The following is a 16,696-nucleotide window of genomic DNA, read 5'->3' on the forward strand; positions in this document are numbered from 1 at the left end:
TCTCAAGACCCCGATGTCCGCTCGGCCGGCGACGGCGGGCCCGCTCAGACCTTCAGGTCCACCCACACCAGCCGGTGGTCACTGCTCGGGAACGGGTAGGTGCCGGTCAACGCCGAGAGCGGGTCGGCCTGCACCGGCCAGAACACGCCCGCGTCGCGCACCCGCAGCCCGTGCTTCGAGGGCAGCACGTAGTCGGCGCGCAGGTTGCCGGGCGCGCCGTCCGCGAAGTCGGCGGTGTCCAGGGCAGGGTCGCCGGTGTGGGTGTCGTTGGCGCCGCCCTGCAGCGCCGCCGCCTCGACGGCCCCCTCCGACGTCGGGGCCGGGTCGGTGATCCGCGGGTGCTCCAGGAGCTGGTCGATCGCGACGTCGTACGAGTCGCCGTCGGCCGGGTCGGCGTTCTGGTCGCCGAGCACCACGAACCGGGCGCCCGGGTGCAGGCCGCCGCGTCCGCCGTCGTCGTCGTAGATGTAGCGCGAAGCCTTGCCGGGCGTCACGTAGTCCGCCCAGAACCGGATCTCGTCGTGGTTGCGGCGGCCGTTACGGTCCTCAGGACCGTCGAACGTGGGCGGCGTGGGGTGCGAGGCCAGCACGTGCACGGTCCTGCGGCCCACCCGCACAGGCACGTCCCAGTGCGACTTGCTCGACAGGCGCACCACCTCGAGCTCCTCGGGCGTGAACCAGTCGGCCGGCGCGTCGGTGGCCGGGTCGTCCGGCAGCAGCGCGCCCGGCATGTCCTTCCACAGGAAGTGCTGGAAGGTGCGGACCTCGTCGGTCTCGATCGGGTACTTCGACAGCACCGCCATGCCGTACTGGCCGGGGAACAGCCCGAACCCGAACGCGTCGTCGCCGCCACCGACCGTGCCGTCGTTGTTGAGGTCGAACCCGCTCGGGACGCCCGTGTTCGACGGCGCGGTGTACGCGTACCGGTACTCCACCGGGTCGGCGCCGCCCTGACCGACCTCCAGGTAGTTCTCCCGGAACAGGTCCACGGCCTCGCCGGCGGCGTCGAAGTCGAACTCGTTGAGGAGCACCACGTCCGGGTCCGCGCGCTGGACGACCTCCGCGACCGTGCGGGCCTGCTCGTTCCCCGGCGTCGAGAGGTCGGCCACCAGCGCGCCCTCGCTGCCGCGGTTCAGCGACAGGTTGTAGGTCGCCACCCGCAGCGAGTCTCGGCCGTGGTGGTGACCGCGGTCGTCACTGCGGCCGTGGGCGCTCGCGGTGACCGGCACGGCCACGGCGGACAGGGCCACGGCCAAGGCCGCGGTGGCGGACAGGGTGCGGCGTCGCATCGTCATGGGTGCAGGCTAGACGGGCGCTGTGACGTGCACGTCAACCGCCGGTGAACATCGGCGCGTCAACGCTCGGCCTGGACGAACACCACGGAGTCGCCCAGCACCGTCATCCGCTCGAGCGCCCGGGCGTCGGTCAGGCCGGCCGCGGTGAGCAGCTTCTCGATGCCGCCGTCGGCGTTGTCGGCGTCGTGGGTGGCGCCGGCGCGCGCCCCGTGCTCGCTCGCGTGGTCGCCCGCGAAGTCCGCGATCGTCGCGCGACCGCCCGGCCGCAGCACTCGCGCGATCTCGGCCGCGAGGCGCTCCTTCTCCGCCCGCGGCACGTGGTGCAGCGCGAGGGAGGAGATCACGTGGTCCTGGCTCGCGTCGTCCACCGGGAGGCGGTGGGCGAACCCGCGCACCAGGGTCACCTCGGTCCGGGGACGACGGCGGAGCTTGCGCGCCGCGCGGCGCAGCGCGTCGCCGTCGGGGTCCAGGCCCGTGACGACGGCGTCGGGGACGGCGCGCAGCACCTCGCGGCTCAGGTTGCCGGTGCCGCAGCCGACGTCCAGCACGTTCTGCCCGGGAGCAACGCCGGCGAGCTCGACCGTGCGCCGGTACAGCCGTCCCAGACCGCGGGTCCGTGCCACCAGGTCGTACCAGGGCATCATCCAGGCGCGGCGCATGCCGGGCAGGAAGTCGTGGTCGGACTCCTCCGGGCGGACGTCGTCGAGCATCCTCACGGTCATGCAGGCCTCCAGGGGATCGGGGCCTCCATCGTCGCGCGGCGTCCGGCTGGAGGACAGCGGCTTTGCCGGACCGGCAAACGTGCGAGCATCGGCGCAGACCCTTCCGTGACCGAGAGGCAGGACACCGTGCTGCGCAGCACCGACCGCATCGAGACCACCCACGCCGGCTCCCTGCCGCGCACCCCCGAGCTGCTCGCCGCCAACGCGGCCCGCGAGGGCGGGGACGCCGCCGGCGACTTCGACGCGCTGCTGCGCGACGCGGTGTCCGACGTCGTGCGCCGCCAGCAGGACGCCGGGATCTCCGTGGTCGGCGACGGCGAGTACGGCAAGTCGATGTCCTCGCCGAACGACTTCGGCGCCTGGTGGTCCTACTCGTTCGAGCGCACCGCCGGGCTCGAGCTCGACACCGACGCGCAGTGGGTGCTCGCCGACGTGCGGTCCGCGCCCGGCGACGTGCGCCTGACCGGGTTCGGCAACCGCCGCGACCAGGCGCGGTTTCGCGAGGCGTACACCGACCCGACGTCGGGCATCTTCGGCGGTGAGGGTCCGGGCCAGTTCCCGAAGGTCACCGGGCCGCTGACGTACACCGGGCAGGCCGCCGTCGCGCAGGACGCCGCCAATCTCAAGGCCGCCGCCGACGCCGCCGGGGTGAGCGACGCGTTCGTCACCGCCATCGCGCCGGGCTCCGCGACCCGCATCCACAACGAGCACTACGCCACGCACGAGGAGTACGCGTACGCGTGGGCCGACGTCCTGCGCCAGGAGTACCTCGCGATCGTCGACGCCGGACTCATCCTGCAGATCGACGACCCCGGCCTGGCCGAGTCGTGGGACCAGATCACCCCCGAGCCGACCGTCGCCGACTACCTCGACTTCTCCCGCATCCACGTCGAGGCGCTCAACCACGCGCTGCGCGGCATCCCCGCCGAGAAGGTGCGGTACCACCTGTGCTGGGGCTCCTGGCACGGCCCGCACTCCACCGACCTGCCGATGCGCGACGTCGTCGAGCTGATGCTCCAGATCGACGCCGGCGCCTACTCGTTCGAGGCCGCGAACGTCCGCCACGAGCACGAGTACCGCGTCTGGGACGACGTCACGCTGCCCGACGGCAAGCTGATCCTGCCCGGCGTCGTCTCGCACGCCACCAACGTGCTGGAGCACCCCGAGCTCGTCGCCGACCGCATCGAACGGTTCGCGCGGCGGGTCGGCCGGGAGAACGTGCTGGCCTCCACCGACTGCGGGCTCGGCGGACGCGTGCACCCGCAGATCGCGTGGGCCAAGCTCGAGTCGCTCGCCGAGGGGGCGCGGATCGCCACCCGGCGGCTCTGGGGCTGACCTCCCGGCAGTTCGGGCAACGGTTCACGACGGCGGCTCCGTACGATGGCCGCATGCCCGCGGACGGTCCCCCTCAGCCCAGCACCGCCTACCTCGACCACCTCGCCGACGAGACCGAGCAGCGCCGCCGCGCCGCCGCCGTCGTGCAGCCCGCCCCGGAAGCACCCGAGGGCGGGGCGCCGCGGGCGCTCGCGGACGTCGTCGACGCCGCCGCCTCCGCCCTGGAGCCCGAGCTCGCCCACGTGGTGCGCACCCTGCACGCCCACCCCGAGACGGCGTGGGAGGAGCACGACAGCGCCCGCCTCCTGGTCGACCTGCTCGCCGAGCACGGCATCGAGGCCGACCTGGGCGTCCACGGCGCCGACACCGCGTTCCGGGCCGAGCTCGGCAGCGGCGACGGGCCGACGCTCGTCGTCTGCGCGGAGTACGACGCCCTGCCGGGCATCGGGCACGCGTGCGGGCACAACGTCATCGCGGCCGCCGGCGTCGGCGCCTTCCTGGCGTTGCGCGACGTGCTGCGGTCCGCCGACGCCCCGCCCGGCCGGGTGGTGCTGCTCGGCACGCCGGCCGAGGAGGGGCACTCCGGCAAGGAGGTCCTCGCCCGCCACGGGGCGTTCGACGGCGTGGACGCCGCCATCATGCTGCACCCCTACGGCGTGGACCTCGCCGACCAGGTCTGGCTCGGCCGGCGCCTGCTGAGCTGGACGTTCACCGGCCGCAGCGCGCACGCCAGCGCCCAGCCGTTCATGGGACGCAACGCCCTCGACGCCGCCAACCTCGCCTACACCGGGATCGCGCTGCTGCGCCAGCAGATGCCGCCCGTGGACCGGGTGCACGCCATCATGGTCGACGGCGGCACCCGGCCGAGCATCATCACCGAGCGCGCCCAGATGCGCCTCTACGCCCGGTCCAAGTACCCGGACACGCTGCGGGACCTGTCGCGGCGGCTCGACGACGTCGCCCGCGGCGCTGCGCTCATGACCGGCACCGAGGTGGAGATCACCTGGGACGACGGTGCCCACCCGTCCCTGCCCGTGCGGACCAACGAGGCCCTCACGGCCCGCTGGGTCGCCGCCGAGCAGCGGCGCGGACGGGACGTGCTGCCCGGGGGAGTCGTGTCCGAGACGATCGCGGCCTCCACCGACTTCGGCAACGTCAGCTTCCGGGTGCCGGGCATCCACCCGCTCATCCAGGTCTCCGACCCGTCCGTCGCGCTGCACACCGAGGCGTTCGCGGCGGCCGCCGGGTCGGACCGTGCGGTGGCGGCCGCCGTCGACGGTGCCGCCGGGCTGGCCGTCACGGCGCTCGACTACCTGTGCGACCCGGCGCTGCAGGCCGCGGTGCGCGAGGAGTTCGAGGCGGCCGGCGGGGCGATCGACGTGCCGCGGTACTTCGACTGAGCCGAAGGTGCAGCGGAGGTCGAGGGCTGAGGGACGAGGCACTCGGCCGGAGCGGAGCCGCAGGCTCAGGCGACGGAAGGCTCGACGGAGTCGCCCGGGCTCGGGCGACGGAGACTCGACCGAGCTCTTGTCGCGGTGCGGCGGCCGTGCCAGCGTGGGGGCATGACGACGGTCGGGCAGCTGCGCAAGGCGGCCCTCGGGCTGCCCGGGGTGGAGGAGGTCGACGGCGCGTTCACCGTCGAGGGCGCCACGTTCGCGGTCGGGCTGCCGGGCGGTGCCGTCGAGCTGGCGCTCACGGGGACCGACGCCGAGCGGGTGCTGACCGAGCATCCGACGGCGGAGCGTGTCGTCGGCAGACCGCGGGTGCAGGTGCCGCTCGCGGACCTCGACGGTCAGCAGCTCAACCACTGGGTGCGGCGGGCCTGGTTCGGCCGGGCGCCGCGCGAACTCATCGAGGCGATCTCGGCGGCGGACACCGTGGAGCCGGGGGCCGTGGGTGACCTGCCGGCGTCGATCGGTCGCCCGGCGACGCGCGGGTTGGCCGGCGCGGGGATCGTGTCCCTGGCCGACGTCGCGGCGCGCTCGGACGCCGAGCTGCTGGCGATCCACGGTGTCGGGCCGAAGGCGGTGCGGCTGCTGCGCGAGGCGACGGGGTGAGTCCTGCCAGCCGGGGCATGGACCTGGTCGAGGTCGGGGAGACGACCCTCGCCGTCGAGGACGGCGGCGCCGGCGAGCCCGTGGTGCTGGTCCAGACCGCGCTCACCGCGGACGAGCTGCTCCCGCTGGGGATCGCGCTCCGGCGGCGCGGATACCGCGTGCTCCGCTACCACCGCCGAGGCTATGGCTCGAGCAGCCCGGCGCGGGATCCCGGGTCGATCGCCGCGGACGCGCGGGACTGCGCGGACCTGATGTCCGCCGTCGGGCTGGGACGGGCGCACGTCGTGTCCGTGTCGTACGGCGCGGCCGTCGCCCTGGAGCTCGCCGCGCGGCGACCGGATCTCGTGGCCACGACGACGGCGATCGAGCCGCCGCCGACGCTGCTTGCGGATCCCGGGGAGTTCGTGGCCGCCAACGAGTCGCTGCTCACGCGCTACCGGTCCGCGGGGGCTGCGGCGGCGCTGGACTCGTTCCTGACGCGGCTCGTCGGGACCGGCTGGCGTGCGGAGATGGAGCGGCTGCTGCCCGGGTCGGTGGCCCGGATGGAGCGGGACGCGGCCACGTTCTTCGGCGGCGACGTGCCGGCGCTGCTCGGCTGGACGTTCGGCGACGCCGACGCCGCAGCGGTCGGGAGTCCGTTGCTGTACGTCGGCGGGACCGACAGCGGCCCGTGGTTCGCCGCGGTCCGACGTCGGATGCTCGCGTGGTTCCCGGACGCCTCCGACGTGGTGGTCGACGGCGCCGACCACAACCTGGTCCTGACGCACGCGGAGGACGTGGCCGAGGCGGTCGACGGGTTCCTGCAGCAATATCTCTGCCGGTGACACGGATCGAGCGTCCCTGGATGCACCTGATCAGGGTGTGATCGCGTGCATCCAGAGACGCTCGATCGGGGAGCGGCCGGACTCAGGCCGCGGTGGTGACCTCGATGCGCTGGGGCGTCGTGCCGGCGAACACGCCGGTGACCGTGACGGTCAGGACACCGGCGTCGTAGGACGCCGTCACCGCGTCGGCCTCGACGGCCTTCGGCAGGTTGACGACGCGGCGGAAGCCGCCGAAGCGGACCTCCGAGACGCGGCGGCCCTCGGACTCCTCGCTGCGCTGGTCGCGACGCTCGCCGCGGACGACGAGCCGGCGGCCCTCGACCTCGACGGTGACGTCCTCGGCCGGGTCGACGCCCGGCAGGTCGAGGCGGGCGACGAGGTCCTCGCCGTCGCGGTAGACGTCCGCCGCGGGGCGGGCGTGCTGCGGTTCGACGGCGGTGCGCGGCGTCAGGACGTCGCGCAGCCAGGCGTCGGAGAAGGGGATGCGGGTCAGGGTGGTCATGATGTTCCTCCTCGGGGGTGGTTCCACGGGAGACAACTTGAGTCGGGTCGACTCAATTTCCAGGTTCGCCGACGGCGGACGGCCCGGCCCCGGCGCCAGGGCTCAGTCGCGCAGCGGTGAGCCCACGACGTCGAACCGGAAGCCGCCGAACTCCCCGGACAGCAGCGGCCGCGCGGCGGCGATCGACGCCTGGACACCGGGCAGCTCCAGCGAGGCGCGGTGGGCCGCGGCCGACGTCCACAGCTCGACGACGAACACGGTGTCGGGCTGCTCGTCGCTGATGCCGACCTCGTAGAGCAGGCACCCGGCGTCGGCGAGCTCGTCGCTGCGCGCCGTGAGGTGGGCGACGAGCTCGTCCCTTTTTCCGGGGGCGGCACCGAGTGTGCCGACGTTGGCGAAGGTCATGGTCGTGACGGTAGCGGCGGCCACCGACACATCCCGGCGCGGCCGGAGCCGGGTCAGGACCGCACGTCACCGTCCACGTAGAACCACGTACCGGCGTCGCGCACGAACCGGCTGCGCTCGGCCAACTGCCCGCGCGTGCCGTCGTCGTCGGCGAAGAACGCCACGAACTCGACCTCGCCGGCGTCGTCGAACGGCCCGCCCGCCCGCGTGCCGAGGATGTCGAGGCGGCGCCACCGCCGCCCCGGCTCGAGCTCCAACGACCCCGGCCGCGTGCTCGGGTGCCAGGTGGCGCGCAGGTAGTCCGCCTCCCCGGCGGCGAAGGCGCTGTAGCGCGAGCGCATCAGCGCCTCGGCGGTCGGGGCGCTGCGTTCGCCGCGGTGCAGCGGGCCGCAGCACTCGCCGTAGGGCAGGCCGGTCAGGCAGGGGCAGCGGGTCGCGTCGTCCACAGGTCCATGGTGCGGCACGACGGCTCGAGGTGCGGGTCTGCGTTCACACGGACGCCGTCCACGCCTCAAGCAGGTCGGCGGGTCCGACGGCAGTCACGCCGGCGACATCGACACCACTACGTGAGACGGCGACGAGCGGAGTCTCCTCGGTGGCCCCGGGCAGCCTGTCCCGGTGCTGGTGGAGCCGTGCCAGATCGCGGTGGTCGAACGCGCGGTGCTCCAGCCACTTGACGGAGCCGACGAAGGTCAGGGCCTGTGCGACGCCTTCCCGGTCGGCGCCGACGAGGTCGATCTCCGGGTCGTTGGTGCGCGTCCAGTATCCGCCCACGGCGCTGGCGTCCGGGAACGGTCCGGACCCGGCGAGCCCCCACAGGGCCTCACGGATCACAGGTTCGACGGCCCGCCCCCGCCACGAGGTCCAGCCGTCGCGCACGCGGGCGAGCAGCTGATCGCCGCGTCCGCGTTCGATCAGAGGCAACCCCGGCCTGACGAAGTGCAGCCAGAACCGTAGGTAGGGGTCGTCGACGCGGTAGCGGGTCTCCTTGCTGGGGCGTGTGGACAGTGGCGTGTCCGCGGCGACGATCCGCCGTTCGGTCAGCAGTTCCAGGGCGCGTTGGAGCGAGGCTTGCGGCAGTCCGGACGCGCGCCCGATGGTGGTGAAGGTCCGTTCTCCGTGTCCGACGGCGCGGAGCACCGTGCGTGCCTGCGCTTCGGTGGGAAGCTCGGCGGCCAGGCTGCGCTCACCACTGACGATCAGCGGAGACGTCGGGTCGGCGAGCGAGTCCGTGAGGTAGGCCCACAGGTCCGCGTCGGACGGCCAGGTGTCGAGCAGCAGGGGGAGTCCACCGGTGACGAGGTAGGCGTCGATCGCGTCGGCGGGCTGGAGCGCGAGCAGCGACGCGACGTCGGCGGGGTTGAGCGGGGGGACGACCATCTCCGTCGCGCGTTGGTAGAAGGGGCGGCCGTAGGTGTTGATTTGCTCCATCGTCGCGAGGTCGGAGCCGACGAGGATCAGGAGCACCGGCAGACGTGAGAACTGTCGGTCGAAGGCTCGCTGCAGGGCTCCCTCGAACGTGGGGTCGGCCCGGACGAGGTAGGGCATCTCGTCGAGGACGACGACGCTGGCCCGGTCTGTCGGCAGCGCGGCTGCCAGCATCTGAAAGGCGCTGGTCCAGGTCGTCGGAGGTTCTGCCGGGGTGGCTGTCGAGGCGTCGGGAAGATCGGAGGCCTTGAGCTCCGCGGTGAAGTCCGCGAGGTCCGTGGCGGGAGGGCCGCCGGCCGCCGTGAAGAAGAACGACGGCACGGCGGCGCGGTCGACGAACTCTTCGACGAGCCGAGACTTGCCGACTCGACGGCGGCCGCGGACGAGCACGGAACGCCCCGGACGGTCGGCGTCCTCAGATGTCCGCGCGAGGAGTCGGTCGAGCATGCCGAGTTCCGCGCTGCGCCCGACGAAGGTTCGCACAGACGAACTCCCTTCCCAGTGAGACGTTCATGCGTGAGTGTTTCAAAAATGAGTGTCTCATGGATGGGTGTTTCGGGCCAGGGTGAAATCAGGTGAACGCCACGACCGGCCGTTGGTCTGAGCGTGACCTGAACCGTTCCGTCGGGTACCAACGGGGTATGCCGCGTTCCTTCCCGCCCTCGCCCGACTTCCCGCAGGACGGCGGCGCCGAGCGGGCCATCCGGGAGGCGCTGCGCGACCAGCTCCCCGACGACGTCGTCGTGCTGCACGGCGTGCACCTGCAGGAGTACGAGCAGGAACACGAGACCAAGAACTGACTGTGACTGCTCTTACGACGGATGACCCCGACGTGCCGTCAACATCGGGACGCCACCGCATGGATAGCTTCCAGGTGGAGGTCAAGGACGAGCGGGTTACCAGGAATGCCGTCCTGGAGTACCTTTCGACACCGGCCTGGGATCGGCACAACGCCGGTTCGGGTGACGTCATGGGACGACTCCGACGGGGCGCTCCATCGGTGACGATCCGGACCGAGTTCTTTAAGCCGGAGAAGGGCCGGTACCTGCATCCGAAGGAGCACCGTCCGATCACCCACTACGAGGCCGCCCTGCTCCAAGGCTTCCCAGAGGACTTCCTTTGGTGCGGGTCGAAGACCGACATCGCGCGCCGGATCGGGAACGCTGTTCCGATCCCCCTGGGCACCGCGGTCGCGGGCGCGATACATGCCTACTTGCGACCCTGAACAGGCACGCACCTCCGCCGTCAGGCCCGTGGTGCAGGTTCTGTCCGGTGTTCCTCCCAGTGCTTGTATAACCAGTCGACCTGCTCGTCCCGCAAGGGCACGACGAGTTCGCCGTCGTGCAGCCGCGCATACTGGGGGTAGGTCTCGAGATCCGCTGCGACGTCGACGCGCAGGCGGGAAGGATCGACGGCGAGCAGTCCGTCGTCGAACAGCCGGTGGATGTCTCGCCGGAGCATGAGCCCGCCGTGGGCATGGTGCGAGCCGAGTCTCGCGTAGCTGTAGAGATGTCCTGCCTCGAGCACGCGCTCAGGTGCTGCGCCGGTGAACGCGCACAAGTTTCCATGATCGGACAGGAGATGCCGCCTGAACTGCCGCTGGCCGCGCCGGACCCGGACCATCGTGTGCAGGAATCCGTGAGCGAAGTCGACAGCGAGTGTCGTATCCCGGTCCCAGACGAGGTCGGGCGTCCGGGCCCCCAATCGTTCGAGGGCCAGGCCAGCCCCCTTGGCGGTCAATGCGGCACGGAATGCCGCCCAGTCCAAGGGGCGCATCGCGTTGATGTCGCCTTGATGAACCGTGAGTGAGCGCAGCTCCTCGGCGTCGAGCAGCCCTTCCAATGGAGTCCACGCCGCGTCGTGCCGGGCCGTGTACTGGGTGACAGGGACGTTGCTCGCAACGGGCCTCTCGAATTCGGCCCTGCACTTCGAGCACCGATATCGCGGGCTTGCGTTCTTGCGAGCGTGGATCCTCGTCGCGTTGCACTCCACACAACGGAACTGGGTCTTGAAGCCTGCGGACTGCTGAATCACTTCGACGACCGAAACGCCGAGGAGGGACTTCTTGTCCCAGAGTGCCACCACGTCTCCGCGTTGGATCGCAGTGTGATTGGGCACCTTGCTGTCCCACGAGTAGTACGCGTCGATCTGGTCGTCGTACCCGGTGTTGCCTGCGTGGCCGCGATCCTTCCCCGCTGCCATGAGCAGCCACGCCCGTGGAGCTACCTCACCCGCCATGCGCACAAGCTTCGCACGCAAGAGCCGCGCGTCACCACAGTGTCCGTCTGAATTCGTGGCGATGACGAGCTACGGCTGTCACCCGGACAGCCGCCGCAGCTCGCCGATCAGCCACGGATACGGGTCCACCAACGCTGGCCGATCGGCCCGGATCTGCCGCCCGAGATCCTGCAGCTCGCCCGCTGCCGTGTAGTAGCGCCCGCGCGTCTGACCGTGCGCCTCGAGGAGTCCTGCACGGACGAGCGCCCGGAGATCGCGGCTCGCCGTCTGCTCCTCGACACCGCTCTGTTTGACGTAGGTCGGACGCACGACGCGGAGGCCGCGTACGGCGTCGAACAGCGCGTCGGCGGTGCGTTCGTTCAGCCCGGACCGGGCGACGATCTCGTCGAGCGCGCTCCAGATGCCCTCGGCCTCGTCGAAGCGGCGTCGCAGCGTCTGCGCCTGCATGTGATGAGCGCGGAGGCTGAACTTGATCCACAGGTCGGCGCTGTTCTGGGGACTCCATGAGCCCTGACCGGTCGCCGCGAGGACTCGGTAGTAGTCGTCGGTGTTGTTGCCCAGCCATTCCTCGATGCTGGAGAACGTCGGCTCCAGCACGTGATCCTGAGCGAGGACGAGGGTCTGCAGCGCGCGGGCCATGCGGCCGTTGCCGTCCTTGAACGGGTGAATCATCACCAGGTTCAGGTGTGCCATGGCTGCGTCGACCAGGGTGTCGGCCCCATCGGTGCGCAGCGAGTAGACGAGCTCGTCGACCAGCGCGGGGACGTCGTCCGCCGGTGGTCCCTCGTAGACGGTGGCATCCGCAGCCTCGTCGCGGACGTAGATCGAACCCGGCCGGAATCGTCCCGGGTCGACGGCGAGATCGTGCTCGAGCAGCATGAAGTGCAGCGAGCGCAGGGTCTGGGAGTCCACGGTGAAGCCGTCTTCTGGCGCCATGCGCAGGACGTAGGTCATCATGCGGCGATAGCCGAGAATCTCTGACCAGGTGCGCTCGTCGGCGGTCATCGGGGGCTCGTCGTCCACGGCCGCCAGCGCGTCCTGGTCCGTGACCGTGTAGCCCTCGATGGTGTTCGAGCCCTGGATCGCGCGAGCCTGCGTGGTTCGGCGCATCCCGCTGGTCCAGCGCCGAGGGGTCCGCAGCATCATGGCGAGGGAGTCGCGCAGGTCGTGGATCTCGGTGACGACCCCAGTGTCCTCCAGGTCGGTCTCGGGGGTGCGGTAGATCGCTGGCATGGCCGATCACTCCCTCCCCGATGACGCTATGACTTAATCATTGTGTCATCGGCATCGACCGTGACGCAATGATTAAGTCATAGCGTCATCGTCCGACCCTGCCGCGCGAGACCGCAGCCGCCCCAGAAATTACCCACCCGTCACACTGCTTCATCCCGCTGAAACCAACCCTCTTTAGCGTGGGCTTAACGCCGCCGCACGGGCGACCCATGCCACGGAGGGACCAGCGAGATGACCGACGCGCCACCCGCCCCAGAAGCCACGGAACCGCGGCAACCCGCCGCTCCGCCCACCAAGCACCCCGTCGACGAGATCCCGCGTCTCGCCCGCCTCTTCCCGCTCGGCCTGCAGCACGTGCTCGCCATGTATGCGGGCGCGGTCGCCGTCCCGCTGATCGTGGGCGGCGCCCTGGGCTACTCCGCCGAGGACCTCGCCTTCCTCATCAGTGCCGACCTGTTCGTCGCGGGCATCGCCTCGATCATCCAGTCGGTCGGGTTCTGGCGGTTCGGCGTCCGGCTGCCGCTGATGCAGGGCGTCACGTTCGCCGCCGTCGGCCCCATGATCAGCATCGGCACCACCTACGACATCACCGCGGTCTTCGGCGCCACCATCGCCTGCGGGTTGTTCATGATGCTGATCGCGCCGTTCTTCTCCCAGCTCCTGCGGTTCTTCCCGCCGCTGGTCACCGGCACGGTCATCCTCATCATCGGCGTCTCGCTCATGGACGTCGCCGCCGGCTGGATCACCAACCAGAACGAGTCGGCCGCGCCGTCGGACCTGGGCCTCGCCGCCGCGACGCTCGCGTTCATCGTGCTCGTCGAACGCTTCGCCCCGGCGGCGATCGCGCGCTGCTCGGTGCTGATCGGCCTCGCGCTGGGCACGCTCGCCGCGCTGCCGATGGGCAAGGTCGACTGGTCCGGCGTCGGCGAGGCCGACTGGTTCGCCGTCGTCACGCCGCTGCACTTCGGGGTGCCGACGTTCCCGGTCGCCGCCGTGCTGTCCATGCTGGTGGTGGGCCTGGTGATCATGGTCGAGACCACGGGCGACATGATCGCCGTCGGCGAGATCATCGACAAGAAGGTCACCAAGAAGCGCCTCGCGGACGGCCTGCGCGCCGACGGCCTGTCCACCGTGCTCGGCGGGTTCTTCAACACCTTCCCGTACACGGCGTTCGCGCAGAACGTCGGCCTGGTCAGCCTCACGGGCGTCGCCTCGCGGTTCGTCGCGACGATGGCGGGCGTCATCCTGGTGGTGCTCGGCCTCGTGCCCAAGGTGGGTGCGATCGTCGAGGGCGTGCCCAGCGCGGTGCTCGGCGGCGCAGGCATCGCGCTGTTCGGCATGGTGGCGGCGTCGGGTATCCGGTCGCTGTCCAAGGTGCACTTCACCAGCAAGAACATCTTGGTGGTGGCCGTCTCGCTCGGCGTCGCGATGCTCCCCACGGTCCGTCCCGAGATCTACGCCGACTTCCCGACCTGGTTCCAGCTCATCTTCGACTCCGGCATCAGCGCGGGCGCGATCACCGCGATCCTGCTCAACCTGCTCCTCAACGGCGACCAGCTCAGGGCCCAGGACACGCAGGACGTCTCCCCGCACGACGCGCTGCGCGCCGTCCAGCCGGCCGTGCTCACCTACGACGCCGCGACCGGCACGGGCAAGAAGATCGAGGTCCCGGCGCCCGGCGCGACGACCGTGCCCGAGGTGCCGGACGGCGAGGGGTCGCGCGAGCGCTCCTGACCATACGACCCGTGCCCGACGGCGGAGGCGCCGTCGGGCACGGGGTCACCGCCAGCGCCAGAGGGAGTCGACCGGTCGCGCCGTCGTGCGCGAGCAGGCAGACCAACGCCGACTCACACCGCGGCCAGCACCTCGGCGGCCGGGACGAGCTGCACGGACGGGTCCGAGGCGGCCGCCGCCTCCAGCCGCACGGTGAATCCCGACCGCGCGGCCAGCACGATCGCCGCCTCACCGACCTCGAGGTCGGCCTGCACCAGCGCGGGGATCTTGTACTCGCGCAGGGCGCGCAGCACGTCGACGTCCATCGGCGCGGACGTCCACTTCGCTTCGGCGACGACCCGCACGGACGAGCCGTCGAGCGCGACGCCGTCGATCTCCTCGGTGAACCGTGTCCCGGCGCGTCGTAGTGGGTGGAGCGCTGGCCCCCACCAGCCGCCGACCTCGGGGGCTTCCGCTCCCCACCGGGCACGGATCCAGTCGCGGAGCACTCGCTCGAAGGTCGGGGCCACGTGGTCGGCCATCGATGCCGCCACCTGCGACTCGACGTAGTCCCGGGGGTCCAGCCCGGCCTCGAGGTCTCCCCGGCGGGGGTGCACGAATCGGAACCAGAACCGCAGGAAGTCGTCGTCGCAGCGCCACTGCGTGCTGCGGCTTCGCGAGGAGGCGCCGACGGGTCGGTGGCGCGAGACCAGGTGGAGCTCCTCCAGCGTCGCGAGGTACTCGGTCAGTCGCTGTGCCGGGACGTGCAGCGCGTTGGCGACGTCCCCGACGCTCTGCGGCCGGGCAGCGAGCGCGGAGAGGATCGACAGGTAGGTGGTGGGCTCGCGAAGCTCCGCCGAGAGGAGCGCGAACGGCTCGTTGAACAGCGGGCCGTAGGGGTCGACGATCTGGTCGGTCACGGCCTCCAGGAGGGGGCGGCCGGTGAGGGCTGCCAGGTACCGCGGCATGCCCCCGGCGACGGCGTAACGCTGCAGGCGCGTCTCGGGATCGTCGTCGGGCATGAACTCCGCAGCGTGGGTGAACCGCAGGGGCCGCAGCCGCAGCGGCACGGTCCGCCCGTGCAACGGGTTCTTCTCGGCCTGCAGCGACTCCATGACCGAGAGGGTCGATCCGGCGAGGACGAGCTGCAGTCGCGACCGGTCGCGTTCCTCCTCCAGGACAGCCTGGACCTCGGTGAGCTGACGGTCCTGCTCGGCCGCCGTCGTGCCCAGGAGGTAGGGGAACTCGTCCACCACGGCGAGGACCTTCTGGTCGCGGCCCAGCCGGAACAGCGTCCGCAGCAGGTCGGCGGCGCTCTGCAGCCGTGGTGTCACGCCGAGATGTGGGGCGAGCTGGGCGGCGAGCCGGTCGAGCTGCATGCCGGGGGCGATCCGGTCGGCGACGAGCACGATGGCGGGCTTGCCGTGGGCGGCGCGGTGCAGCAACCAGGACTTGCCGACGCGGCGCCGTCCGGAGACGGCCAGGGGTTCGGGGCTGTCGGCTGCCCACCAGGCCTCGATCCGGCGGAGCTCGGCGGTGCGGTTGCGGAACTGGTCGATGCGCGGCCAGTCGTACCGATCGATCATGCAATGAGTCTAATCGTCATTAGACTAACCGCACCAGGCTTAGCGCGAGCCACCGCCGTCGGCCCCCAGCGCCTCCCCGACGCCGTGCTCCACGAGCGACCCGAGCGGCGGGTTGGTCCGCTCCTCCCACAGCGCCACGAGCAGCGCGAGCAGCACGATGGCGGCCCCGACCAGCGGCACCGCCTGCACCCCGACCAGGGACACGAGCAGCGCCCCGAGCGCCGACCCGCCGGCGATCCCCAGGTTGAACAGCGACGACGAGATCGCCTGGCCCATGTTGGTCCCGCGCGGGGAGACGAGCAGCACCCGGTGGGCCAGCACGGGCGGCACGGTGGAGAACGAGAACCCGAACAGCGCCAGGAACGCCACCGCGGCCACGGGCGACGACCCGAAGGCCCACAGCCCCACCATCGCCACGACCAGCACCGCGGCCCCGACGAGGAACGCGCCGATCGGCCGCCGGTCCAGGAACCGTCCCACCACGAGGGCGCCGACGACGCCGGCGCCGCCCTGCAGCAGCAGGAGCCCGGGCAGGTCGGACTGGGAGAACCCGGCGACGTCGATGAGGTACTGCGTGACGAACGTGATGACGCCGAACGCCCCGGTCACGGCCAGCACGGTGACGACCATGAGGGACACGAACCGTCGCATCGAGGCGAACGGCGCCTCGTTGGCGCCGCCGGAGCGCGCGGGGACGGAGGGGAACAGCACGGCGACGATCACCATGATCACCGTGGACAGCAGCGCGACGGCGGCGAACGACCAGCGCCACGACGTCGCCTCGCCCAGCCACGTCCCGGCGGGCACGCCGAGCACCGGGCCGAGCGAGTTGCCGATCGCGAGCCGCGCCATCGCCTTGCCGCGCACCCCCGGCGGGAAGAGGCCGGCCGTCGCGGGCACCACGGCCACCCAGAACAGGGCCTGGGCCAGCGCGGTGACCACGCGCGCGGCCATGAGCTGCTCGTACGACGGCGTCAGCGCGGCCCACAGGGTCGCCAGCGCGGCGACGCCGGCGCACCCGGCGAGCACCCACCGCCGTTGCAGGTTCCGCGTCACGTGGGCCAGCGGCACGGAGGAGAAGAGCACCACCAGCGCGTACACGGTGACCAGCAGGCCGATCGCGGCGGTGGTGCGGTCGAGGTCCGGCGCCATGAGGGTCAGCAGCCCGGCGGGGAGCTGTTCGACCGTCACGAACAGGAACGTCGACGACGCCAGCGCCAGCAGGACGACGGTGGCGCGGCGGGTGTCGACGGTGGGGCCGGAGGAGGTCATCGAATCGATTCTAGGCTCCGCGGCAGGACGGCGGCACGCGGCCCTGCCCGGGCCCACCTGTGAGCGGTCACAGCCACCCGGGATAG

The 16,696-nt window shown here is 71.7% G+C and carries 17 protein-coding genes; 7 read left to right on the forward strand and 10 right to left on the reverse strand.

Translation table 11 applies throughout. From position 1 onward, the window contains the following. Nucleotides 1-44 precede the first annotated feature (44 nt). Together HDG68_RS15605 and HDG68_RS15610 are read right to left on the reverse strand one after the other, a co-directional pair. Nucleotides 45-1,295: an endonuclease/exonuclease/phosphatase family protein gene (locus tag HDG68_RS15605; RefSeq protein WP_172153572.1), complete on the reverse strand. Its 1,251-nt coding sequence runs from the start codon at nucleotides 1,293-1,295 to the stop codon at nucleotides 45-47. 59 nt (nucleotides 1,296-1,354) lie between these two features. Next, nucleotides 1,355-2,017, reverse strand: coding sequence for a class I SAM-dependent methyltransferase (locus tag HDG68_RS15610; RefSeq protein ID WP_172153573.1), 663 nt, complete (start codon nucleotides 2,015-2,017; stop codon nucleotides 1,355-1,357). Between the two features lie 126 nt (nucleotides 2,018-2,143). Here HDG68_RS15610 and HDG68_RS15615 point away from each other — a divergent pair, with 126 nt between their 5' ends. From HDG68_RS15615 to HDG68_RS15630, 4 genes are all read left to right on the forward strand, one after another. After that, nucleotides 2,144-3,352, forward strand: coding sequence for a cobalamin-independent methionine synthase II family protein (locus tag HDG68_RS15615; protein ID WP_172153634.1), 1,209 nt, complete (start codon nucleotides 2,144-2,146; stop codon nucleotides 3,350-3,352). A gap of 53 nt (nucleotides 3,353-3,405) precedes the next feature. Next, entirely contained in the window at nucleotides 3,406-4,752 is a 1,347-nt protein-coding gene (locus tag HDG68_RS15620) for a M20 family metallopeptidase (protein ID WP_172153574.1), read from the forward strand. 162 nt (nucleotides 4,753-4,914) lie between these two features. Then, entirely contained in the window at nucleotides 4,915-5,409 is a 495-nt protein-coding gene (locus HDG68_RS15625; RefSeq protein WP_172153575.1) for a helix-hairpin-helix domain-containing protein, read from the forward strand. Further along, nucleotides 5,406-6,233, forward strand: a complete 828-nt coding sequence (locus tag HDG68_RS15630) for an alpha/beta fold hydrolase (RefSeq protein WP_172153576.1) — start codon at nucleotides 5,406-5,408, stop codon at nucleotides 6,231-6,233. The genes HDG68_RS15625 and HDG68_RS15630 overlap by 4 nt, the downstream gene beginning before the upstream one ends. An 82-nt stretch (nucleotides 6,234-6,315) precedes the next feature. Here the strand turns inward: HDG68_RS15630 and HDG68_RS15635 are convergent, their stop codons facing one another. The 4 genes from HDG68_RS15635 to HDG68_RS17610 all read right to left on the reverse strand — a co-directional run bounded on the left by HDG68_RS15635 (nucleotide 6,316) and on the right by HDG68_RS17610 (nucleotide 9,051). After that, complete coding sequence (locus HDG68_RS15635; protein ID WP_172153577.1) at nucleotides 6,316-6,735, reverse strand: Hsp20/alpha crystallin family protein; 420 nt, start codon at nucleotides 6,733-6,735, stop codon at nucleotides 6,316-6,318. Nucleotides 6,736-6,837: 102 nt separating this feature from the next. Beyond that, nucleotides 6,838-7,140, reverse strand: a complete 303-nt coding sequence (locus HDG68_RS15640) for a putative quinol monooxygenase (RefSeq protein WP_172153578.1) — start codon at nucleotides 7,138-7,140, stop codon at nucleotides 6,838-6,840. Between the two features lie 53 nt (nucleotides 7,141-7,193). Next, nucleotides 7,194-7,586: a YchJ family metal-binding protein gene (locus HDG68_RS15645; RefSeq protein ID WP_172153579.1), complete on the reverse strand. Its 393-nt coding sequence runs from the start codon at nucleotides 7,584-7,586 to the stop codon at nucleotides 7,194-7,196. A 43-nt stretch (nucleotides 7,587-7,629) separates the two neighbouring features. Next, nucleotides 7,630-9,051, reverse strand: a complete 1,422-nt coding sequence (locus HDG68_RS17610) for a DUF234 domain-containing protein (protein ID WP_172153580.1) — start codon at nucleotides 9,049-9,051, stop codon at nucleotides 7,630-7,632. Nucleotides 9,052-9,209: 158 nt separating this feature from the next. Between HDG68_RS17610 and HDG68_RS15655 the strand changes: the two genes are divergently transcribed. Both HDG68_RS15655 and HDG68_RS15660 read left to right on the forward strand, forming a co-directional pair. Next, entirely contained in the window at nucleotides 9,210-9,368 is a 159-nt protein-coding gene (locus HDG68_RS15655; protein WP_172153581.1) for a hypothetical protein, read from the forward strand. Nucleotides 9,369-9,427: 59 nt separating this feature from the next. Then, nucleotides 9,428-9,793, forward strand: coding sequence for a DNA cytosine methyltransferase (locus HDG68_RS15660; RefSeq protein WP_172153582.1), 366 nt, complete (start codon nucleotides 9,428-9,430; stop codon nucleotides 9,791-9,793). A 20-nt stretch (nucleotides 9,794-9,813) separates the two neighbouring features. Here the strand turns inward: HDG68_RS15660 and HDG68_RS15665 are convergent, their stop codons facing one another. Together HDG68_RS15665 and HDG68_RS15670 are read right to left on the reverse strand one after the other, a co-directional pair. Continuing rightward, on the reverse strand, nucleotides 9,814-10,770 hold the full coding sequence (locus tag HDG68_RS15665) for an HNH endonuclease signature motif containing protein (protein ID WP_172153583.1): 957 nt from the start codon (nucleotides 10,768-10,770) through the stop codon (nucleotides 9,814-9,816). A 114-nt stretch (nucleotides 10,771-10,884) separates the two neighbouring features. Beyond that, the gene (locus HDG68_RS15670; protein WP_246254140.1) at nucleotides 10,885-11,952 is read right to left on the reverse strand and encodes a Fic family protein; all 1,068 of its coding nucleotides are present in this window, start codon (nucleotides 11,950-11,952) and stop codon (nucleotides 10,885-10,887) included. 318 nt (nucleotides 11,953-12,270) lie between these two features. Here HDG68_RS15670 and HDG68_RS15675 point away from each other — a divergent pair, with 318 nt between their 5' ends. Further along, nucleotides 12,271-13,773: a nucleobase:cation symporter-2 family protein gene (locus tag HDG68_RS15675; protein WP_172153585.1), complete on the forward strand. Its 1,503-nt coding sequence runs from the start codon at nucleotides 12,271-12,273 to the stop codon at nucleotides 13,771-13,773. A 113-nt stretch (nucleotides 13,774-13,886) separates the two neighbouring features. Here HDG68_RS15675 and HDG68_RS15680 read toward each other — a convergent pair whose 3' ends face one another. Together HDG68_RS15680 and HDG68_RS15685 are read right to left on the reverse strand one after the other, a co-directional pair. Continuing rightward, complete coding sequence (locus tag HDG68_RS15680) at nucleotides 13,887-15,338, reverse strand: ATP-binding protein (protein ID WP_172153586.1); 1,452 nt, start codon at nucleotides 15,336-15,338, stop codon at nucleotides 13,887-13,889. Between the two features lie 39 nt (nucleotides 15,339-15,377). Continuing rightward, nucleotides 15,378-16,610: an MFS transporter gene (locus tag HDG68_RS15685; RefSeq protein ID WP_216648539.1), complete on the reverse strand. Its 1,233-nt coding sequence runs from the start codon at nucleotides 16,608-16,610 to the stop codon at nucleotides 15,378-15,380. Nucleotides 16,611-16,696 lie beyond the last annotated feature (86 nt).

Origin of the sequence: Isoptericola chiayiensis, from assembly GCF_013149805.1 — a bacterium.
Classification (GTDB): domain Bacteria; phylum Actinomycetota; class Actinomycetes; order Actinomycetales; family Cellulomonadaceae; genus Isoptericola; species Isoptericola chiayiensis.